Annotated in this window: 6 protein-coding genes; all 6 read right to left on the bottom strand. The window is 34.0% G+C overall.

Annotated elements, in window-relative coordinates; genetic code table 11:
- Positions 1-58: 58 nt before the first annotated feature.
- Positions 59-10,786 carry a non-ribosomal peptide synthetase gene (locus O0550_RS23030; protein ID WP_258427309.1) on the bottom strand — a complete coding sequence of 3,576 codons (10,728 nt, stop codon included), beginning with the start codon at positions 10,784-10,786 and terminating at the stop codon, positions 59-61.
- A gap of 31 nt (positions 10,787-10,817) precedes the next feature.
- Positions 10,818-11,783: a 2,3-diaminopropionate biosynthesis protein SbnB gene (gene sbnB / locus O0550_RS23035; protein ID WP_003343543.1), complete on the bottom strand. Its 966-nt coding sequence runs from the start codon at positions 11,781-11,783 to the stop codon at positions 10,818-10,820.
- 60 nt (positions 11,784-11,843) lie between these two features.
- Positions 11,844-14,927 carry a cyclic peptide export ABC transporter gene (locus O0550_RS23040; protein ID WP_003343545.1) on the bottom strand — a complete coding sequence of 1,028 codons (3,084 nt, stop codon included), beginning with the start codon at positions 14,925-14,927 and terminating at the stop codon, positions 11,844-11,846.
- 45 nt (positions 14,928-14,972) lie between these two features.
- A complete protein-coding gene (locus O0550_RS23045; protein ID WP_309304394.1) occupies positions 14,973-19,151 on the bottom strand; it encodes an amino acid adenylation domain-containing protein in 4,179 nt (1,392 codons plus the stop codon).
- Positions 19,152-19,158: 7 nt separating this feature from the next.
- Positions 19,159-19,443 (bottom strand): condensation domain-containing protein, encoded by a 285-nt coding sequence (locus O0550_RS23050; protein WP_258427310.1) that lies wholly within the window; start codon positions 19,441-19,443, stop codon positions 19,159-19,161.
- Positions 19,444-19,920: 477 nt separating this feature from the next.
- Entirely contained in the window at positions 19,921-20,448 is a 528-nt protein-coding gene (gene loaP, locus O0550_RS23055) for an antiterminator LoaP (RefSeq protein WP_003343549.1), read from the bottom strand.
- Positions 20,449-20,959 lie beyond the last annotated feature (511 nt).

The raw sequence follows: 20,959 nt of genomic DNA on the forward strand, positions 1-20,959 counted from the left end.
GTCAGGAAAAACAATGTATGCCTCACTGGATCTCTTGTATCTCTAACTAAAGCTGTTCCTAATTCTTTACAATGAAATCTTCATTGTTAAAGTACATATCCATCTCTTCATCTTCCTCTTCTTCATCCATAGTGCTACTGTAATCAATTTCTTTGATGACAACTTCATGATTTTCCAATACTGCATTTGAGATAAAGAGGAATGATTTTCTAATCCGCTCCATCATGTAAGCTTCATATAAAGTGTTTTTATAAACAATATTCATGGTGATATCTTCTTTATTTTCATATACATAGAATGTTACGTCGTACTTCGGAGTAATTTTTTCAGTGCTGTATTCCGTGAATGTAACTCCTTCAAGAGATAGATTGATATTCTCATTCTCAGTATCTTGATAGGGCATGTAATTAAGAAGAATAGAGAATAAGGAGCCCTGGTTAGTACCATATTTATCCGTTACCAGATCATATAACTCCTCATATGGATACTCCTGATGATCCAGAGCTTCAATTAATGTTTCATTTACTAGCTGTACATACTCTTTGAATGTTTTATTTTTATCGATATGTGACCGAAGAAGTATGACATTCAAAAACATACCAATAACATCTTGTAGTTGATCATGATTTCTGCCCACTACTGGTGTTCCTACTACGATATCTTCCTTGCCTACCTCGTTCATTAAGATAATGTTTAAAATAGCGCTAAAGTAAGCAAAAGTGGTGATAGAGTTTACCTTACAGAATTGATCAATTTTTGTGCGTTCATTGGGATCAAAATATACTTCAAGAGTTAACCCTTGTGCCCCTTCTTTTTCAGCATCATACTTTTTTGTTAGTTCTGTAAAGTTGAAATTATTAGTTTTTTTCATCCAATACTTTTCAAGCTTTTTCATATAGCTTGAATTTAAAGATGCATGCTGCCATACACAATAATCTTTGTACTGAATACCAAGTGCTTGTAACGTATGTCCGCCATACAATTCGATCAATTCTTTGATAAAGATATCCATAGAAATTCCATCTGAGATGATATGATGCATATCAATCACCAGAACCTGCGTTCCTTGCTCTACTTGTATATAGTTTACTCGTAGTAAAGGTGATTGACTCAAATCAAACGGTTGAATAAGCTCACCTACTATAGCCTCAATATCGCTCTGATCCGTATATACGGTGTGTAAAGAAAATTCACCATGTTTGTTTACTTTCTGGACAGGCTCTCCATTTACAATGGTAAACGTGGTTCTGAATACCTCGTGGCGCTCAACCAGTGTTCGTAAGGCATTTTCCAACCTATTTGTATCAAGTGTACCCTCAACAGTTACAATGGCTGGCATATTATAGCTTACATCTTCTTTATTTAGTTGATGCAAGATAAATAATCTCTTTTGAGCTCTAGATAACGGATAGTATTCTTGTTCGGCTGCTTTAGGTATCATGCTGTACATTCTTTTTTCTGCTTGGGCAATATACATACTAAGCTCTTTTATAGTCGGTAATTTGAATATTTCTACAAGTGGAACTACCACTTCAAAAGCTTTATGAATTCTAGAGGTTATAATCGACGCCTTAAGTGATTGTCCTCCTAGCTCAAAAAAATTCTGGTTAATTCCTACTGTTTCAACTCCCAATACTTCCTGCCAAATACTTGCTAGTCTTTGCTGAATTTCATTGGTAGGAGCCTCAAGTTCTAATTCAGACATAAGTACTTCCATTGGCTCGGGTAGTGCTTTTCTATCTACTTTTCCATTTGAAGTAAGTGGTAACTTGTCTAATTGAACAAAAGAAGCTGGAACCATATATTCCGGTAGCTTTTCTAGTAGGCGCTTTCTCAATTCTTCTATTGGTATTTCTTGAACTACCTTTACATACGCACATAAATATTTTTCACCATGCTTATTTTTCTTATCGAGAACATAGGCTTCTGTAATAAACGGATGTTCTATCAGTTGACGCTCAATTTCTCCTAATTCAATCCTGATTCCACGTATTTTTACTTGGTTATCTATTCGACCTAAAAACTCTAAATCCCCGTCAGGAGACCATCTTCCTAAATCACCTGTCTTATAAATCCTCGCCCCTGGAATAAAAGGATTATCAATGAATCTTTCATCTGTGAGCTCTGGTCTATTAAGATATCCTCTTGCTACCCCATCACCACCGATATAGATTTCTCCTGGTATACCCATAGGTTGTAAATGACCCGATTGACTCATGATATATACCTGAGAATTTTCAACTGGCTTGCCAATAACATTCTTTTCAGAACATGAAGTAGTAATCGTATCCACTGTTGTCTCTGTTGGCCCATAATGGTTGAACAAATTATAACCCATTGAAATAATTGTATTTTTTAACGTGTTTTCTAGGATATCACCGCCTGATACAAGCAGGGTTAAGCTGTTCATCTTTTCATTACCTAAAACTAATTGACTTAATGTTTGAGGTACAAACTGAACGGAATTGATTTGGTATCTATTCACATATTCTCTGAATTGATCCTTGTCAAAAATAATTTCTTTCTTAGGAATGAAGATTGTACCTCTATTTAGGATAACAACTATTGTCTCTAACACAGCGACGTCAAAAGCTAAATTAGTGATCTGCAACGTATTTTTATGAGCTTGTACATTATAAAGATTATTGTACCAGTTACATACATGCAGGACATTTCGATGTTCAATCATAACACCTTTAGGATTACCTGTTGAGCCTGATGTATAGATTACATATGCCAGATCATGTGATTGATTTATACGATTTAGATTAGTGGCATCCTGTGCATATGCAGCCTCATTATCGACATCAATGACTTCACCATCACAAGAAACCTTTCCAATAAATTCATTCTGCATTATCAGTACTTTTATCTGACTATCGTTAATGATATAATTCATTCTTTCCTCTGGTACATCAGGGTCTATTGGTAGGTAAGCTCCTCCTGATTTTAGAACCGCCATTAGCGCCACCATCATCTCCAGTGATCTTTCTACCAAAATACCCACTAGTGTTTCTCGCTCTACTCCTTTTTCACGTAGCGTTCTTGCTAATCGGTTAGCTTTTTCATTCAACTCCCTATATGTTAGATAATTGTCCTCGAACACGACCGCAATCTCATTTGGTACCTTCTCCACTTGTTCTTCAAATTTCTCTTGGATAATTTTATCTCTTGGGTAATCACTATAAGTAGAGTTGTATTCGTTCACAAGCGTATGTTTTTCCAAATCTGTAAGCATGTCTATATCTTTTAGCAAAATCATTCTATTTTTGCTTATGACTTCAAGGATCCTTTTATAATGCTCCAACATTCTAGATATTGTTTCCTCTTTATAAAGTTTTGTGCAGTATTCAACATGTAATTCAAGCCCTTCATCTATTTCCTTTGCAGAGAAGGTTAAATCGAATTTTGCTACTTTGGACTCGATTTTGTACTCCTTGATTAGTAAATCATTCATTCTTACCTTTTCGATATCCATATTATCCATAGTAAACATAACATCAAACATTGGATTCCTGCTGATATCTCTTCTTACATTTACCTTGTTGATAAGAGCCTCAAATGGATAGTCTTGATTGTCGTAAGCTTGTAGAGCACTTTCTTTTACTTCCTGTAAAAATGCCTTATAGGATTTCGAACCCACTGGATGACTTCTCATGGCTAACGTATTTACAAACATCCCAATAATATTCTGAAGATCCCCATGTGGACGACCGGCAATTGGACTTCCTATTATAATATCGTCTTGCTCACTATACTTCGAAAGTAAAATGCTTATCCCTGATAACAATACCATATACAAAGTGCAGCCTTCTTCTGTAGCAAGATTCTTTAAGTATTGCGACACTTCTTTATCTAACGTAGCATGCAAAACATTTCCTTCAAAACTTTGAACGCTTGGTCTTACAAAATCTATTGGCATATTTAGTACAGGTATTTCATCAGAAAAGGTTTGTGTCCAGTATTTTTCTTGCCTTTTTACCTTTTCCGAGTGTAACAATTTATTTTGCCACACTGTATAATCCTTATATTGAATTTGTAGATTTCCTAGATGTTTTCCTTCATACAGTTGCATGAATTCTTTCACTAAAATCCCCATAGATACACCATCAGAAATAATATGGTGCATGTCAAACAATAGTAAATGTTTGTCTTCTTTTATTTTCAGGAGACTCACTCTTAGTAAAGGTGCTTCATGTAAACTAAATGGTCTCACAAACTTGCTAATTATTTTATCCTTCTCCGTATCAGTCTCCTTTTCATTTGTTATCATTTCAATCTTAAAATTTACTTCTTTATTTATTATTTGTACGATTTGTTCATCGATAGTAGAAAATGAGGTTCGTAAGGTTTCATGCCTGTTGATTAATCTTTTACATACATTTTCCACCTTTTCGACATCCAGCTTTCCTTCCATTTCTAAAACTACTGGCATATTATAACCGGTATTATATGGTTCAAATTGTTGCAACATATACATCCTCTTTTGTGCCGAAGACGCTCCATAGTAATTGCTTTCCTTTACTGATTCTATTGCTTCATACCCACTCTCTGCGGTCTTATCAATGTACTGACTAATACCTTTAATCGTTGGTAGTTGGAAAAATTCCTTTAAAGGAATCTCTACCCGGAAGTGTTTATGGATTTTTGAAATTAGTTGAGCAGCTTTAAGAGAATGTCCACCCAACTCAAAGAAATTATCATTGATTCCCATGCTTTTAACAGATAGAAGTTCACTCCATATTCCTACCAGGATCTCCTCTACTTCATTTCTTGGTGCCTCATATTCAGCACCTGTCATAAGGCTTCCATCCGGTTCTGGTAAAATTTTTCTGTCTATTTTTCCATTCTGGGTCAATGGCATCCTGTCCAGCTTTACGAAGTGGGATGGGATCATGTAGTCTGGTACATTAGCAGATAAATAATCTCTTATTTCCCTTATGTTTACCCCTTCATGAAGTACAATATATGAGCATAAGTAGGTAACCCCGCTGGAATCTATTTTATCTACTACAATAGCCTCACTTACTGCCTCATGTGCTAATAACTGGTTTTCTACTTCTCCGAGTTCGATTCTGAAACCCCGTATCTTGACTTGATGATCAATCCTACCTATAAAATCAATAGTTCCGTCATCTAGCCATCTCGCTGTATCTCCCGTTTTATACATTCTGTCACCGGTTACAAATGGATTCTCAATGAACTTTTGATCTGTTAACTGTGGGTTATTTATATACCCTCTTGCTAGACCGTCACCAGCTATGCACAATTCTCCTGGTACACCAATTGGTTGTAGATTATTGTGCTTATCAACAATATAAACAGTTGTATTATTGATTGGCTTTCCAATAGGGATCGTAACGGAGTACATTTTATCTATTAAGAAGCATGTGGTAAACGTTGTATTTTCAGTTGGACCATATCCATTGATTATCTTCACACCTTTTGATTCTTGCATGACTCTGTTGATATGTTTTGTAGATAAAGTCGCTCCACCTACTAGCAAGTAGTCTACATTTTTAAACATAGAGGGGATTTCTTGAGCCATTATATTGAACAATGATGAAGTGAGCCAAAGGATATTAATATTGTTCTCGTTGATATACATCTCCAATTTCTTTGGGTCTAAGATTGTATATTTTCGTACTAGATGTAGTTGCAATCCATTCAAGAGAGCTCCCCAAATTTCAAAGGTAGAAGCATCAAAGGAGAGTGTACCTGTTTGTAATAATTTAGCTCCTTCTTGGAAAGGCACATAGTTTGTGTTTTTAACTAATCTAACTACGCTTTTATTTTCAATCATGACTCCTTTGGGATTTCCAGTAGAACCTGATGTATACATGACATAAGCTAAACTATCAGACGTACAATTAAGACACAGGTTTTCTCCATCATTTGTATATATCTTCTCATCCGTTACATCTAGTGTCTTTGTAAAAAAGAAGTTTTTTTCTGAATTGACACGTTGAGTTATCAGCAAAATTGCCTTGCTATTTTCAAGGATGTACTCGATTCTGTCCTCAGGATATTCTGGATCAATTGGTAAATAGGCTCCACCTGCTTTTAGAATTCCAAGCAATCCCACAATTGTTTCTAATGAGTGTTCAGTCATGATACCCACAATATCGTCTCTTTTTACTCCCTTTTCTCTTAACATTCTTGCGAACATGTTGGATCTTACATTTAATTCTTGATAGGTATAATGCTTATTTTCAAATACAACAGCTGTGTGATTAGGTGTTTTTTTCACCTGTTCTTCAAACAATTCACTTATGGTTTTTGTGTGTGGATAGTCGACGATTGTATCATTAAAATTATTTAGGATTATGTGTCGCTCCTCTGGTGTTAGGATATCTAAATCTGCCAGGATCACCTGTCTATTCTGACATATCCCTTTCAGGATCATTTGAAAATTTGATAGCATTCTTTGCATAGAACTTCTTTTAAATAGCTTGGTTCCGTATTGTAAACCAATAGTAATTTCCTTTTTATCCGGATTTTCATAGGCATAGAAGGTTAGATCAAATTTAGATGCACTACGTTCTTGCATACATACTTTGCAAGTAAAATCATGCAATTTAATAGTTGGCATATCCATGTTCTGCATGGTAAACATGACATCAAACAAGGGATTTCTACTCATATCTCTACGTATATTTAATTTTTCGACCAGTTCCTCAAATTGATAATCTTGATTTTCATAGGCAAGTAGCGCATTTCTCTTCACTTCAGTTAAGAATTCCTCGTATACTTTATTACCTAGAGGCTGGTTTCTCATTGCTAGAGTATTTACGAACATCCCTATTATTTTGTCTACGTCTGCATGCTGTCTCCCCGCAATTGTACTTCCGATAACAATATCTTCCTGTCCGGAATATTTTGAAAGTAAAATATATAAGGCGGATAATAAAATCATGTACATGGTACTTCCTGTGTCTTTAGCAATATCCCCCAGCATTTTCGTTAATTCTTTATCTAGACTAATGTACAATGTATTTCCTTCAAAGCTCTGGATGGACGGTCTTACAAAATCTGTCAGCAAACTCAGAACAGGAATTTCGTCAGAAAATTTGCTAAGCCAATATTTTTCCTGATTCTTCATTTTCTCCGAGCGTAGCAAATCATTTTGCCATTCTGAGAAATCTTTATATTGTAATAGAAGAGGCTCCAACGTTTTTCCTGAATATAAATCAGTAAATTCACGGATCAAAATACCCATAGATACACCATCTGAAATGATATGGTGCATGTCGACCAACAAGAAATATTGATCCACATTTGCCTTTATGATTTTTACTCGTAAGAGTGGACCTATGCTTAAATCAAATGGTTTTACAAATTCCTCTAACCATTCATTCGTTTTCTTGTTTAAGTGGTCCGTGTGTTCTACAAAATCCACCTTAAAGGCTACTTTCTGATGGATGCGTTGTACAATTTGTCCATCTATGGAATGAAATGTAGTACGCAGGGATTCATGTCTTTCTATTAACTGATTAAAGCAAAGATCTATCTTGTTAATATCTGGTCTACCTACTATTTCCATAACTCCTGAGATATTATACCCCGTACCCTGAATATCCATCTGGTGTAGCAAAAACATCCTTTTTTGTGCGGAAGAGACTCCATAAAAATCTCTTCTCTTCACTGGCTGTATCATTTCAAAACGTTGTTCACTTGCCTTGGTAATATATTCACTAATCCCTTTAATAGTGGGTGATTTAAATACTTCTTGTAGAGGCAACTCTACCTGAAATTGTTTGTGAATTTTTGATACTAGCTTTGTTACTTTAAGGGAATGTCCCCCTAGATCAAAAAAGTTATCTGTAATTCCTACTTGTTCTATTTCTAAGACTTCTCTCCAGATACGTACAAGTTTTTCTTCTTGCTCATTTCTGGCCGCTTCGTATCCTACGCCTGTATTCATATCTCCTTCTGGTTCCGGTAAAGCTTTATTATCAATCTTCCCATTTTGGGTAAGTGGCATTTTTTCAAGCTGTACAAATTTCGAAGGAATCATATATTCCGGTAACTGATGAGCTAAATGTTTTCTTAATTCAGCAGAAAATAGTTCTTTTGTGGATACAAGGTAGGCACAAAGATATGGATTTTTATCATTATCTTCTTTAACCACTACTAATGCTTCTTTTATAAAATCATGAAGCAACAGCTTACACTCAATCTCTTCTAACTCAATTCGATATCCTCTCACTTTTACTTGTTGATCGATTCTACCTATATATTCGATCTTTCCATCCTCAAGAAAACGAGCACAATCCCCTGTTTTATACATCAATGTTCCGGGGACAAATGGATTTGAAATAAATTTCTCTGACGTCAGCTCTGGTTTTGAAAGATAGCCTTTTGCTACTCCATCACCTGATATATATAATTCACCAACACTGCCTAAAGGAACTGGTTTTAACTTATGGTTTAACACATAAATTTGAACATTATCTGCTGGAACACCTATTGGAACGGAGCCTCTCGTATCTATGCTGCTGTTATATTGATGGATCATACATCCTACTGTCGTTTCAGTAGGTCCGTACTCATTATAAATTTCAATATTTCCTCCGAATTTTTCAGTAATCCTTTTTGCCAAATCACTTTTTAAGTTTTCTCCACCTACTATTAGTTTCCGTAATTTCGATTCGTTTAAATCTATTTCATCCAAAAGCTTCAAATGAGTTGGCGTCAACTTCATAACTGCTGTCTTGTTATCTTTCACAATTTGATCTATCAAAAAAACTTTTTCTTCTCCTTTATAAATAACGATCTTAGCTCCGGTAATTAAAGGGGTATAGATTGATGTCACCGTCAAATCAAAAGAGATGGAGGAATACAAAGAGAAATCAAGTACCTCGCCTTGAAGATATACCTTTTTGGCCCACCAAATATAATTAACAAGCCCCTGATGGGTAATCATTACTCCCTTTGGCTTGCCAGTTGATCCTGATGTATAAATGACGTAGGCTATATCATCATGGGTAGTAATTTTGTCTAGTTGTTCTGCCGAGTGGTGATATACGTTTTTATGTTGTAAATTTATTATTTCACCATCAAAGCTAATTTGTTTTGCCGAATCCTTATCTGTCAACAATAATTGAGTTCGGCTGTCTTGAAGCATATATTCAATTCTTTCAATTGGATAAGCTGGATCGATTGGGAGATAAACTCCGCCTGCTTTTAAAACAGCTAGCATACTAATTACCACATTTGGGCTATTATCCATCAACAAACCTACAACCTGTCCTATTCCAACACCATGCTCTCGTATTGTTCTGGCAAGTCGATTTGCTGTTTCATTTAATTCTCTGTATGTTAGTGTATTATTTTCAAATACAACTGCTACTTGCTCAGGAGTTTTTCTTGCTTGATCTTCAAACAACTCGTAAATTGATTCATCTTTCGGATAATCTGCATATGTTTGGTTCCTTTCATATAAATTTTGATAGATTTCTTTTTCCGATAAAATATTCACATCCTGGATACTGATATCTTTTGTATTTGACACGGCCTCCAGAAAATTTCGATAATAAAGAGCCAATCTAACAACCATTTCATCACTAATCAAATGACTGTTATAAGTAAACTCAAGCTTCAAATCTCCATGATTAAGGATGGACAACGCTAAATTATAATTCGTTTCCTCAATCATTGAGTAACTTTCTACATGCATCACACTTTCATGATCTGCATGAAGCTTTATCGGGTAATTTTCGACAACCACAATGGAGTGAAAAATGTTCTCGTTTCCTTTTAAGTTTCCGCTCTGTTTTATTTCTGTTAACGGAGCATTTTCGTATGCCATTCTCTCTTTTAATGAATGGTCTACCTTTTTTATTAAATCAACAACACGTTCCTGATCATCTATTTGTATTCGTAGTGGTATGGTATTAATGAATAGTCCGACCATATTGTCGATATTTTCAACCTGAATATTTCTACCTGATACAACTGTTCCAAAGACAATATCAGTTGAATTATTAAGCATTTGGAGTATAAATGACCAAGCGGTATATAAGATAGAGGCCTGTGAAACCTTGTTATCTCTTGCAAAAAGCTTCATCTTATCGCTTAAATGACCTGGGATCATATAGTTATATTTATTTTGTTTTTTATTTTTATTATTGCTACTAAAATAATCATTGCTTGCTTCATAGCCAGATAGATATTGATTCCAAAATTGTCTTCGTTCTTGCTGGTTTACTTTATTCATTTCTGCTAGAAAAGTTTTAAATTTTGTTTTTTTACGTTGTGTAGGAGTCTCTCCTTTGTAGTAACAATTATAAGCACTCAGTAACTCTTCCAAAATAATGGCGTTACTCCAGCCATCATATAAAATATGATGATTACTGATCATCATCTCAAATTTTTGATCTGCTACTTTGCATAGAGTTATTCTGATTGTTTCCTTTGTTATATCAATTCTATTTTGCAAATCAGATTCTTTGATTTTGTTCCATTCTTGTACTCTTCTAGTATCTTCTAATAGAGTATTATCTATATAGTTGATTTTTACTTTATGGTTTTTCAAAACGATCTGTACGGGATTATCAATGTTTTTCCATCTATAAATTGTACGTAACATTTCATTTGTCTCTATAACAAAATCCCAAGATTTTTGTAATATCTCTACTTTAATATCGCCTACCAATGTTAAGCTTAATTGTTCATGGTATTCTCTACTATTCAAGTCATTGCGGTAGTGAAATAACATGCCTTCCTGGGTACTAGTCAAGCCCATTATTTCTTCAATATTCTTCTTATCCAATTTATTATCCATCAGATTTCACCTCACATTTTTTTACGAAAAATTATAGTTTAGTGCCTACTTGTAATGACTTGGCCTTGTCATAGTAATAACTACCTACAGCAATATCAAAAATAGCCATTCCCATTGGATTAAACATGATCACTTGATCTTTATCGAATTTTTGCATGCCATTTTTGCAGATAATGTCGACAATAGATTGAGTGGCTTCCTTTTTTAAGTCCTTTTCCAAAGCCATCATTTCTATGTCAGTATTCTCTCTACATACTTCTTCCCAGTCATCTACAATGATCCCATTTTGGACATACTCAAAAATATCCGTCTTGTAATCTCTAAGAGAAACATTAAGCTGTAAAGACCCTTTCTTCGGCTCTCGGTCAATATATGCTTCTTTAGATACCGTGCATGTAATGAATATATCAGCATTTTTGTAGGCTTCCTCCCAGCTTGCACACACGTGTATGTGCTCTTTATGTTCATATTCAATTTCGTCCTTATTAATGGGGCGTAAATCATATAAAGCAATGCTATTTATTTTGTCTTTCAACAGCTCTGTTACCATTTTAAAGTGATACTGACCAATCGGTCCCCAGCCGATGATACCTATTTTAAGTCGATCCAGTTCTCTATCTTTGCTATAAGCCTTTATGATGGAGCCAGTAACACCTGCAGTTCGTAGAATACTTAGTAATGCTGTATTGATAATGGCATGGGGCTCACCTGTAGTAGCATCGTTTAAAATAACAACACTATGTGCTCTTGGAATATTTTTTTCGATATTTTTCGGAAAACTAGCAATCCATTTAATTCCGGCTCGATTAATTTCTCCCCCTACATACGCAGGCATTGCAATGATTCTATTTTTCGGCTCACCATATCGTAAGTACGGTTTAATGGGTTGGGAATAATCATTTTCCCTTAGACAGTGAACTGCATTTTCAATAACTTGAATGATTTCATTCCACTGAAACCCAATAGATTTCATGTCACTTTCATTTATATATAACATATATACCCTCCTTTTAGTAAATGGTTGCTTATGATACCTTTATGTGCTTGGTGCTAATCATTAGACCGTTAAAAATTCATTACTCTTACATTGTCCAAATTCCATACGCAGCATTTTATCAGCTAGTCCAAAATAATAATCATCGTGAGTAATGGCAATGATACATTTCTCTCTTCTTTTTAAATCCGGCAAAAGAACATTGTAGAAGAATTTTCTGAACTCCGGATCCTGATCTGCCGCCCACTCATCAAATAAGTAAATGGGCTTATCCTCTAAATAACTAATAAGTAGAGCAAGCCTCTTTTTCTGACCAGTTGAGAGATTTATTGTTGTGAATTTTCCGTCTCTTATTTGCACCTTACTCTCCATTTGTAATATTTTTAGGTACTCTTGTATCTCTGCTTCCTTACCTTCACAGTCAATTCCGTACAACTTTTCAAACAAATGAAAATCACTGAATATGGCACTGTAATATTGACTTAATTCTCTTGCTTCAATCGTTCTTCCATTTAATGTGATTTGTCCATTAGTCGGGGAATACAACCCGGTAATTAATTTTGCCAAGGTTGATTTCCCGCTACCATTTCCACCTGTGATAAAAATAACTTCACCTGACTTAAATTGGTAGTTTATTGGACCTATTTTAAAGGCACTATCTTGAGATTTTGTATATTCATACTCTACATTTTTCAGGGTGACTTCAACGTTCCTTTGTTGGTTTACTTGAGAGAAATTAACTTCTCTAATTTCTAATGAAGACAACTGAGTTATTAAATTATTAATTCGTTTCCAACTGATTTTGACATCAATTAGATTAGGTACTGTATCTAATATTCCATGAACTGGTCCAGTCATATAAAGAAGGACAAAAATGTAGCTTGTTAAAGTACCAGTACCAATTTCTTTAAATACGAGGGGGAACAAGAAAGCAACTGCTCCAATCGCTAGCGTAAATAATATTTCACCAACGACAAACATATTTGCAAAAGCCATTGTAGCTTTGCCACGCATGATTCTGTATTCATTACAACTACGCTGCATGTCCGATACAAAATGTTCTTTCTTCTTTTCATGTAAAGATAACTCTTTGAATCCTCCTATTAAATCATCAATATATGAAAAGAATGTATTTTGAATATCGCGAGAGCGTTCTCCTATTCGATTAGCATAAATACCAACCAAAAAATAAATAGAAGCTATCGCTGTAATAATTACTATAGATAACAATAGCCCATAGAAACTAATAAAACCTAAATAAATAAAGCAGCACAGAAGTGTGGCAGAACTAGTAATGGCTGTAATGACTAAATTAACCAATCTGCTAACTGTTTCTGTATCGTTATTTAAGGTAGCTTGAATTCTTCCGCTTTCAATATTTTCAAAATCTTGATAGGGGGTTTTGAGAATTTTTTTAACTATCTCCATTCTTTTAAGATAAACCATATTATTAGTGAGACCTATTAATTTTTTCCTAACAATCCGCTGACCACCGACGTACAGAACAATTCCTAATACAAAGTATAGAAGTATGTTTAAATCATTCTGTTTAGCTATGGCCATATTAATAGAAAAAATAACAATAGCATTACCCAAGCCACTAACAATGCTTATTACTCCTAGTAATATGAGCTGTTTCTTGCTTTTCTTCGTGAAAAAAAAAGTGATAGAAAAGTAAGCATATCCGATCCACAACGTGATAAGTACTACATGATACGCTATCTTTATTGAGTATGGTAGCCATACAAAAATAAACTCCCAGGACATTCCGTCATACAAAATGGTAGGTATTTGTTTGAGAGAGTAAGTAACACATATCATTAGAAAAAGAGAGGTAAAGAAAACAAACCAGCTTTTTAGTGTTTTCTTTTCAAATGTTCTCTGTTTCTTGCTTACTTCATATACAGCTTTACTAACAAAAAATAAGGTAAGAATGCATAGGAAACCGAATATGCAAATCAGAAAAATAGCAACCTTATCTGCACTTCTATTTAAATCACTACCTGTTTTAATAGGTTCATCTCCATGGAGTATCTTCTCTAAACCTTGACCTATTAATTCGGTATACGCTGAATTCGTATTGGTTAATATAGCAATGCCTAGCTTCTCATCTGGTTTTAGAAGGATATAAGACGAGTAATTCGGATTATTACCTCCATGAAAAATTTTTCCTCCATCCTTTTTAGAGATAAACCAACCATTTGAATAGGTGGAACCATCTGACAATGGATCTGCCATACTACTAGCTATATGTGACTTCTTAATTAACTGTTTATCGAAAGTACTAGTACTGCTTGTTTCAAGTTGAATCTTAAGCCATTTGGCTACATCTTCCGTAGTGGTTATGAAATATCCAGCCGGTGTATTTCCCTTATAAGGAGGAGCTTCATATTTTGCAGGAGAAAAAAAGCTTAGCTTATAGCCATCTGCCTTTTGACTAGAGGCATTAGAACTACTAAATAAGTACGTATTATTTAACTCCAATGGCTGTAAAATATTTTCTTTCATATATGTTTCAAATGACTTTCGAGTCACCTTCTCAATAATTAATCCCAAAACATCATAATTAATGGTGGCATACTGAAAATGGTCACCGGGTTTTGTATCTAATTCGATTCCTTTTAAATTTTGAACCGTTTTTTCTAACGCATCCTCCCTATCTGAAACTGGAATGGTGTCTATTGTTCGAAAGGGAACTCCACTAGTCTGATTAAGAAATTGTTGGATAGTTGGAGATACGGCCTCTCCCCTATAAGTCATTTGCAACCATGGTATATATTTCGATACAGGATCACTTAATACAATAAGCCCGTCCTGTTGTAGCTTTAGTATTCCAAGAGCGGTAAATGCCTTGCTATTGGAACCCAATTCAAACAATGTGTTGGAAGTAATGTTTTTTTTCTCCTCAATGTTTGCATAACCGAAGCCATTTTGGTAAACGGTCTTATTATCTTTTACAATAACAACAGATGCTCCTGGGATTTTGCCTTCTGTCATTTGATTCTCAATATATTGTTCCATCTTCTTTATTTCATTACTGGATAGAAACGTTGTTTTGTTGTCTGTATTAGCCACAACATTCATCGGCATATGAAATAACGAAAAAATGAAAAATGCTAAGAATATTATCCTATTTACGCTTTTCATCAGTTCCCCCTACTTTAATTGTAATAATCCCCTTACTCTTGGAGACTAGATAAATAAATGATCTAAATCATCTTGAGATATATCAGCAGTCTCAAAATCTGACGGAGTAAATTCCTTATCATTTTTTTTGAAGCAGCAATCGAGAATTGCATGAAGGTTATCCATATATTTTGTTAAAAGTTGCTGGATCGTTTCTTCTCTAAATCTGTTGGAGCTGTAGGTAACATTAATTTGTAACTGTTCATTGGCAATCCATACGTTTATATCTAGGAGAGCAGTTAGATGATTATTGCTTCCAATGTCTCCTCCACAATCAAGATTTTCCATTGTAAAATCGCCTTGTAAAACATTATCGATATGGCCAAGGTAATTAAATCTGATTCCCTTCCCTAAATCCTTCAGTAGTTGTTTTCTTAGATATTTTAGAATCCCATAGGTAAATCCTTTGTATGGGATTGCTCTTATTTGTTCTTTTACCTGCTTTATAATGTGTTCCAATTTTATATCTGTGATCGAGAAATATGCAGGGTACAAGCTGGTAAACCATCCCACTGTCCTTGATATATCAATATCGTCATTTATGGCTTCCCTTCCATGTCCCTCTAATTCAATTACAATATCTTGTTTTTTCACTAATTGGTGCACAGTTACTATTAATCCAATCAGCAATCCTTCATACAGATTTAGTCCATATACATCATTAATTGACACGGAAAAGTTATTGATCCATTCTTCATCTAGATAATCTTCCATAGTTGATGAAGATTTGACATCGTCTGTTCCCCTATCAAAATCTATCGGGAATTGAAATTGTTGTATAGTGTTATCCTTCCAATAACGAAGAGATTGTTCGATTTGCGTTTCATGTAGATTATACATAGCTAGTAGTTTCGACCATTCACCAAAAGAGTGTGTTTTTAATGGAAGATATATTTCTTGGTTAAGCTGTTGTTGCTCTAATCCAGAAATGAAATCCTCTATTAATATCCTCCAAGAGACGCCATCTACTATTACATGATGTGCTGTAAACAAAAGATATTGCTCATTTTCTCCTAACTGAAAAATACAGACTTTGAATAAAGGGGTTTCTTCCAAATGAAAGCTGGATTTTGTTAAAAAGCCAAGTTCTTTCATTTTTTCAAATTTGATCTCTTCAGGTTCATGAATTAAATCGTAATAAACGATATAATCAGTTTCTTGTACATAATCGTTTTGATAAAATAATTCTTTGGTATTGCGATCGCGACATACTCGTAACATATCATGATGCTCTACAATCTTTTTGATAGCATTCATAATGATTTCCTTATCGATTGCTTTTTTACAGGCCAGTAGTACCGATTGATTAAAATGATTTTCTTGCTCAAATTGTTGTGAGAAAAACCATTGAGTAATAGGCGTCTGATCGATTGTACCTGTACAGACACCTTGGTCAATGATCTTGTGTGTATGATTCTCTTTGATATGAGTTGCTATTTCTTCTACTAATTCTTTTTCTAAAATATCCTTAATTTGAAGCTCCATATTCATGTTTTTAAGTTTAGAAGAAATTTGAATAGCTTTAATCGAATCTCCACCTATTTGATAAAAATTATCATTCATACTTATTTTATCAATGCCTAATACTTCTCTCATTACCTTAGTAAGCTGTTCTTCTCGTCTGTTTCTAGGGTTAATTATTTCCTTCTGACTCTCATTCTCAAATGGCAATTCATGTATATTTATTTTCCCGTTTATAGTAAGCGGTAATTGTTCCAATCTAATCATTCGATTGGGGATCATAAAGGATGGAACATAGGTGGATAGCCATTTTTTAAGTTCAGCATTATTAATCTCTTCATCACTTACAAAATAGGCATACAACACCTTATCACCTTTTTGGTTTTCTCTATCTATGACAATCACATTTTTAATCATTGAATGCTTTAGTAATAAGCGCTCAATCTCTCCAAGCTCAATTCTATGGCCTCTAATCTTCACTTGATGATCGGATCTACCAACATATTCAATAATTGAGTCAGTAAGATATTTAGCTACATCGCCTGTTTTGTACATTTTCTTTCCAGATAAAAAAGGGTGGTCAATAAAGCGCTCTTCTGTTAACCTTTCTTTATTTAGATAGCCTCTAGCCACTCCATCTCCTGAAACATAAATCTCTCCCTTTATTCCAGTAGGTACTGGCTGTAAATATTTATTTAAGATGTAGATTTGAGTATTATCTATGGCTGATCCGATTGGAACTGAGACTCCTGTGTCTTTATCACTTGAATATTTATAAATCATACAGCCTACTGTTGTTTCAGTAGGTCCATATTCATTATAAATCTCAATCTTTCCGTTAAAACTCTCCTCTATTTGCTTAGCAATTGCCACTTTTAAATTCTCTCCACCGACGATAAATCTTTTGATCATCGAATTTGTATTATCAAAATCCTTTATCAACGTTAAATGTGCAGGAGTTACTTTTACAATTGTTGCTTTATTATCTTTAAAAACTTTGCTTAAAATAAAATCCTTACCGCAATCTTGATAAATGACTATTTGATTACCCGAGATTAAAGGGGTAAAAATCGATGTGACGGTTAGATCAAAGGATATGGAAGAATAGAGAGCAAATATCTCGTTTTCTTCTACATATGTTTTTTTTGCCCACCAAATGTAATTTACAAGACTGCTATGTTCAATCATGACTCCCTTAGGTTGTCCTGTGGAACCAGAGGTGTATATTATATAAGCAAGATCATGAGATGAACCTTTATCAATACAGTTATTCTGGGTATCGAGATATATTTCATCGTGAACTAAATGGTGAATTTCTCCTGAAAAATTAATTTCATCAGAAAGCTCTTGATTTGTAAGTATGATGAAAGCATCAGAATCCTTTAGCATATAATTGATTCGTTCCGATGGATAATTAGGCTCAATCGGAAGATACGCTGCACCTGTTTTGAGAACCCCTAAAATACCAACTATAAGTTCGATAGAGTGGGTTGCTTGAATAGCAACAATCCTTTGCTGTTGAACTCCCTTCCCCCGTAAAAAGGCTGCTAATTGATTCGCCTTTTCATCTAATTGTCGGTATGTTACTTGTTGTTCTTCAAACACTAATGCTACTTTCTCAGGAGTTAATACTACCTGTTCCTCAAATAACCCATGGATTGTTTTATCTTTTGGATAGTTAGTTTCAGTAGAATTGAAGATATTTACTTTTTCTCGTAACTCTTCTTCTGTACATATTTGCAAATCCTTAATTTTCATCTCCATATTTTTAATCATTTGATCAGTTATGTTTGAAGTGTGCATGAACATGGAAGAGATATCCTCATCCGTATACTCGTCTACCTTAAAATCAAAACAAAGAGAAAGGGTATCATTTCTCCACTCTTTTATAATTACTTGGATGGAATAACTTTGATTTCCGCTGTTGTACTCATCTATTTCTAATGTAACTCCTTCTACATTTTTGAGGTACTCGGTTTTGTAATAGTTAACACATAATTTGAACAGACTATCATACCCTTTTTTGTTTAGACCCAAATCAGAAACCAATAGATCATAAGGGTATTTTTGATTGATTAAACAATGCTTTAATTCATGTGCGACTTCTTTAATAAACTCTTTTACAGACAGTTCAGGGTTGATTTGCTTTCGGAACGGCATCGTACTTGTGTACATTCCCACAGTATTCTTATCATGCTTATCCGTTCGATTCAAAATGGGTGTACCTAGAACGATGTCATCATAATCTGTTATTTTATTGATATATATAAGCATAACTGCAATAAAGAATGTATTTAACGAAATACTATATTCCTGCAGACAGTTTCTAATTTGATCCGTCTTTTCCACTGTTATCTCGTAAGATTTACGACGGCTTTCCAAATGAGAAAAACTTTTATAAAGAAATGCGTCTGGTACATCTTTGAATTTTCGATTCCAAAAAGTCTTATTTTTCTGAAATCTATCCGATTGAAAATACGCTTTTTCCTTCTCAATATAATCGACATAGGAATATTCCAGATTTGCATCTAATTGATCATCTTGCTGTAATAAGCTGTAAGCTTCACATAGTTGTTTTTGAATTAGGTAAGTTGACCAACCATCCGATATTATATGGTGAACTTTCAATAAAATCCCATACTCATCCTCATTTAACTTATAGATGGCAAAGTAATATAAATCATGATTTTCTATAGTAAATGGTTTTTTGAAAACAGATTTAATCCACTCCTCATAAAAAAAAAGAGGATTTTTCCTCTCTACTAAAGTCTAGATAGTCTATCTTTTTCTCCGTATATTCATTCACATATTGATACGGTTGTCCTTCTCTTTCACAAAATCTTAACCGGATCCCTTCATTTCTCTTAATGACTGTTTGTATCGCCTTCTCCAGTATATTTACATTTATCTGACCACTTATTTTTAAACAACCACCGATATTATGCAGCGGAGAATTAGTATGAATTTTTTCAACGTACCATATTCTTTTCTGGGGATGAGTTAAATGTAAAAACATATAGTTCCTCCTTTTAATCTCCCTTTTTGGGTTTTATGTAATGTAACTTGAACCATCTGTTCATCATTATTGTACATTGACAAGGAGAACATATAATTTCTCTTGTCATTTAAGGATTTCATATAAAGGAATAGAATTACTTTTTATTTAATATGGTCTTCTTATACTCATATGGGGTAATTCGCATTTTAAGTTAATACTCAAAAAAATAGAGGCATAACTTTTCATAGTGGAAAAAAGATGTACTACTTCTTTTTAAACGAAAGTCATGCCTCTATTATTTTTGTGTTGTTGTTACATCATAAGAAAAATATTCTTTCTCAAAAAAAGACATGCTATCGCCCTTTCGTCCAAGATTGATTGCACTACGCCTTTATATATGATCCTCCCTCTTAGATAACGTGCCGAAACAACGTCTATCTATTGAATTAGATTCTTGTCAAAAACTTTATTAAACATTTCACAATATTCAAAAAATTATTTATTTAAAATGTTTATGCCAACATATAATGTTTTAAGTTCCCCCAATAAATCGATTTCTATTTTGGCCCGCCCCTTTCTCTTATCAATTTTCTTAACAAGTGCTTCCATCCCTTTTAAAGGTCCAGTGATTACCTGAATTTGCTTATCTTGAATGATAACATCGCTATAAGAAAGGATCCCTTCTTTATTAGTTATTTGTAAAATCCAATTCATATCCTCTTCCGGAATTTCAGAGTAATATGTTTGGTAATCATCATTCTTATGCTTGCCACAATTCACCATATAATAAGTTTTGGGAATGCTTATTAAATCATAATAAATCTTAGAAGTAATATTTGTTTGAATAAAAATGTAACCGGGAAATAACGTCTTTATAGCATCATAAACCACTCCGTTTTTCCTTTCAGAAACAATTTTTTTAGGTACAAAACATCTTGAAACGTGCTGATTGAAATGATTTGTAAGAATTTTTTCGACTACATTTTCTTTTCCTGTTTCAACAAAAAGAGCGTACCAACCCACAGCAAATCCCCTTTTACTCTTTTATACCACTAAGATTGAGAGTAATATTATATCCTCATAGAAGACAGTATATCTTCAAAATTAAAGCAAAGGTTTGTAACAAGTAACACCGAAGTAACAATTCACTAAATACAAGTAACATTTTACCATATTAGTAATTTTTATTTTACTTCATAAATTACAAACTGGTCAAGTAGTTAATTACCTTCTTAGGAAAAATTCTAGGATAAAAAAGAATTTAACAAAGTGGATGATATTAATAACCTTTTGTAACAATTCGGTGAGACTATACACTCTAAGCCATATCTAAGATACTTGAAATAGCCAGATTTTAAGTACATAGGGAATCTATATTGTTTAAAAAGTTTGAGGGTTCAGCATTTTTGTTTTTAAAATTCCTCCTTCACTCAAATATATAATCACAAGAAGCAATAAAAGATCAGCATGAGAGCACTTTTTTATCAGCAAATAGATAAATACATGAATGCTTAATACAATCGATCCATCAATG

The sequence above is a fragment of the Brevibacillus halotolerans genome, from assembly GCF_026891775.1.
GTDB lineage: Bacteria > Bacillota > Bacilli > Brevibacillales > Brevibacillaceae > Brevibacillus_B > Brevibacillus_B halotolerans.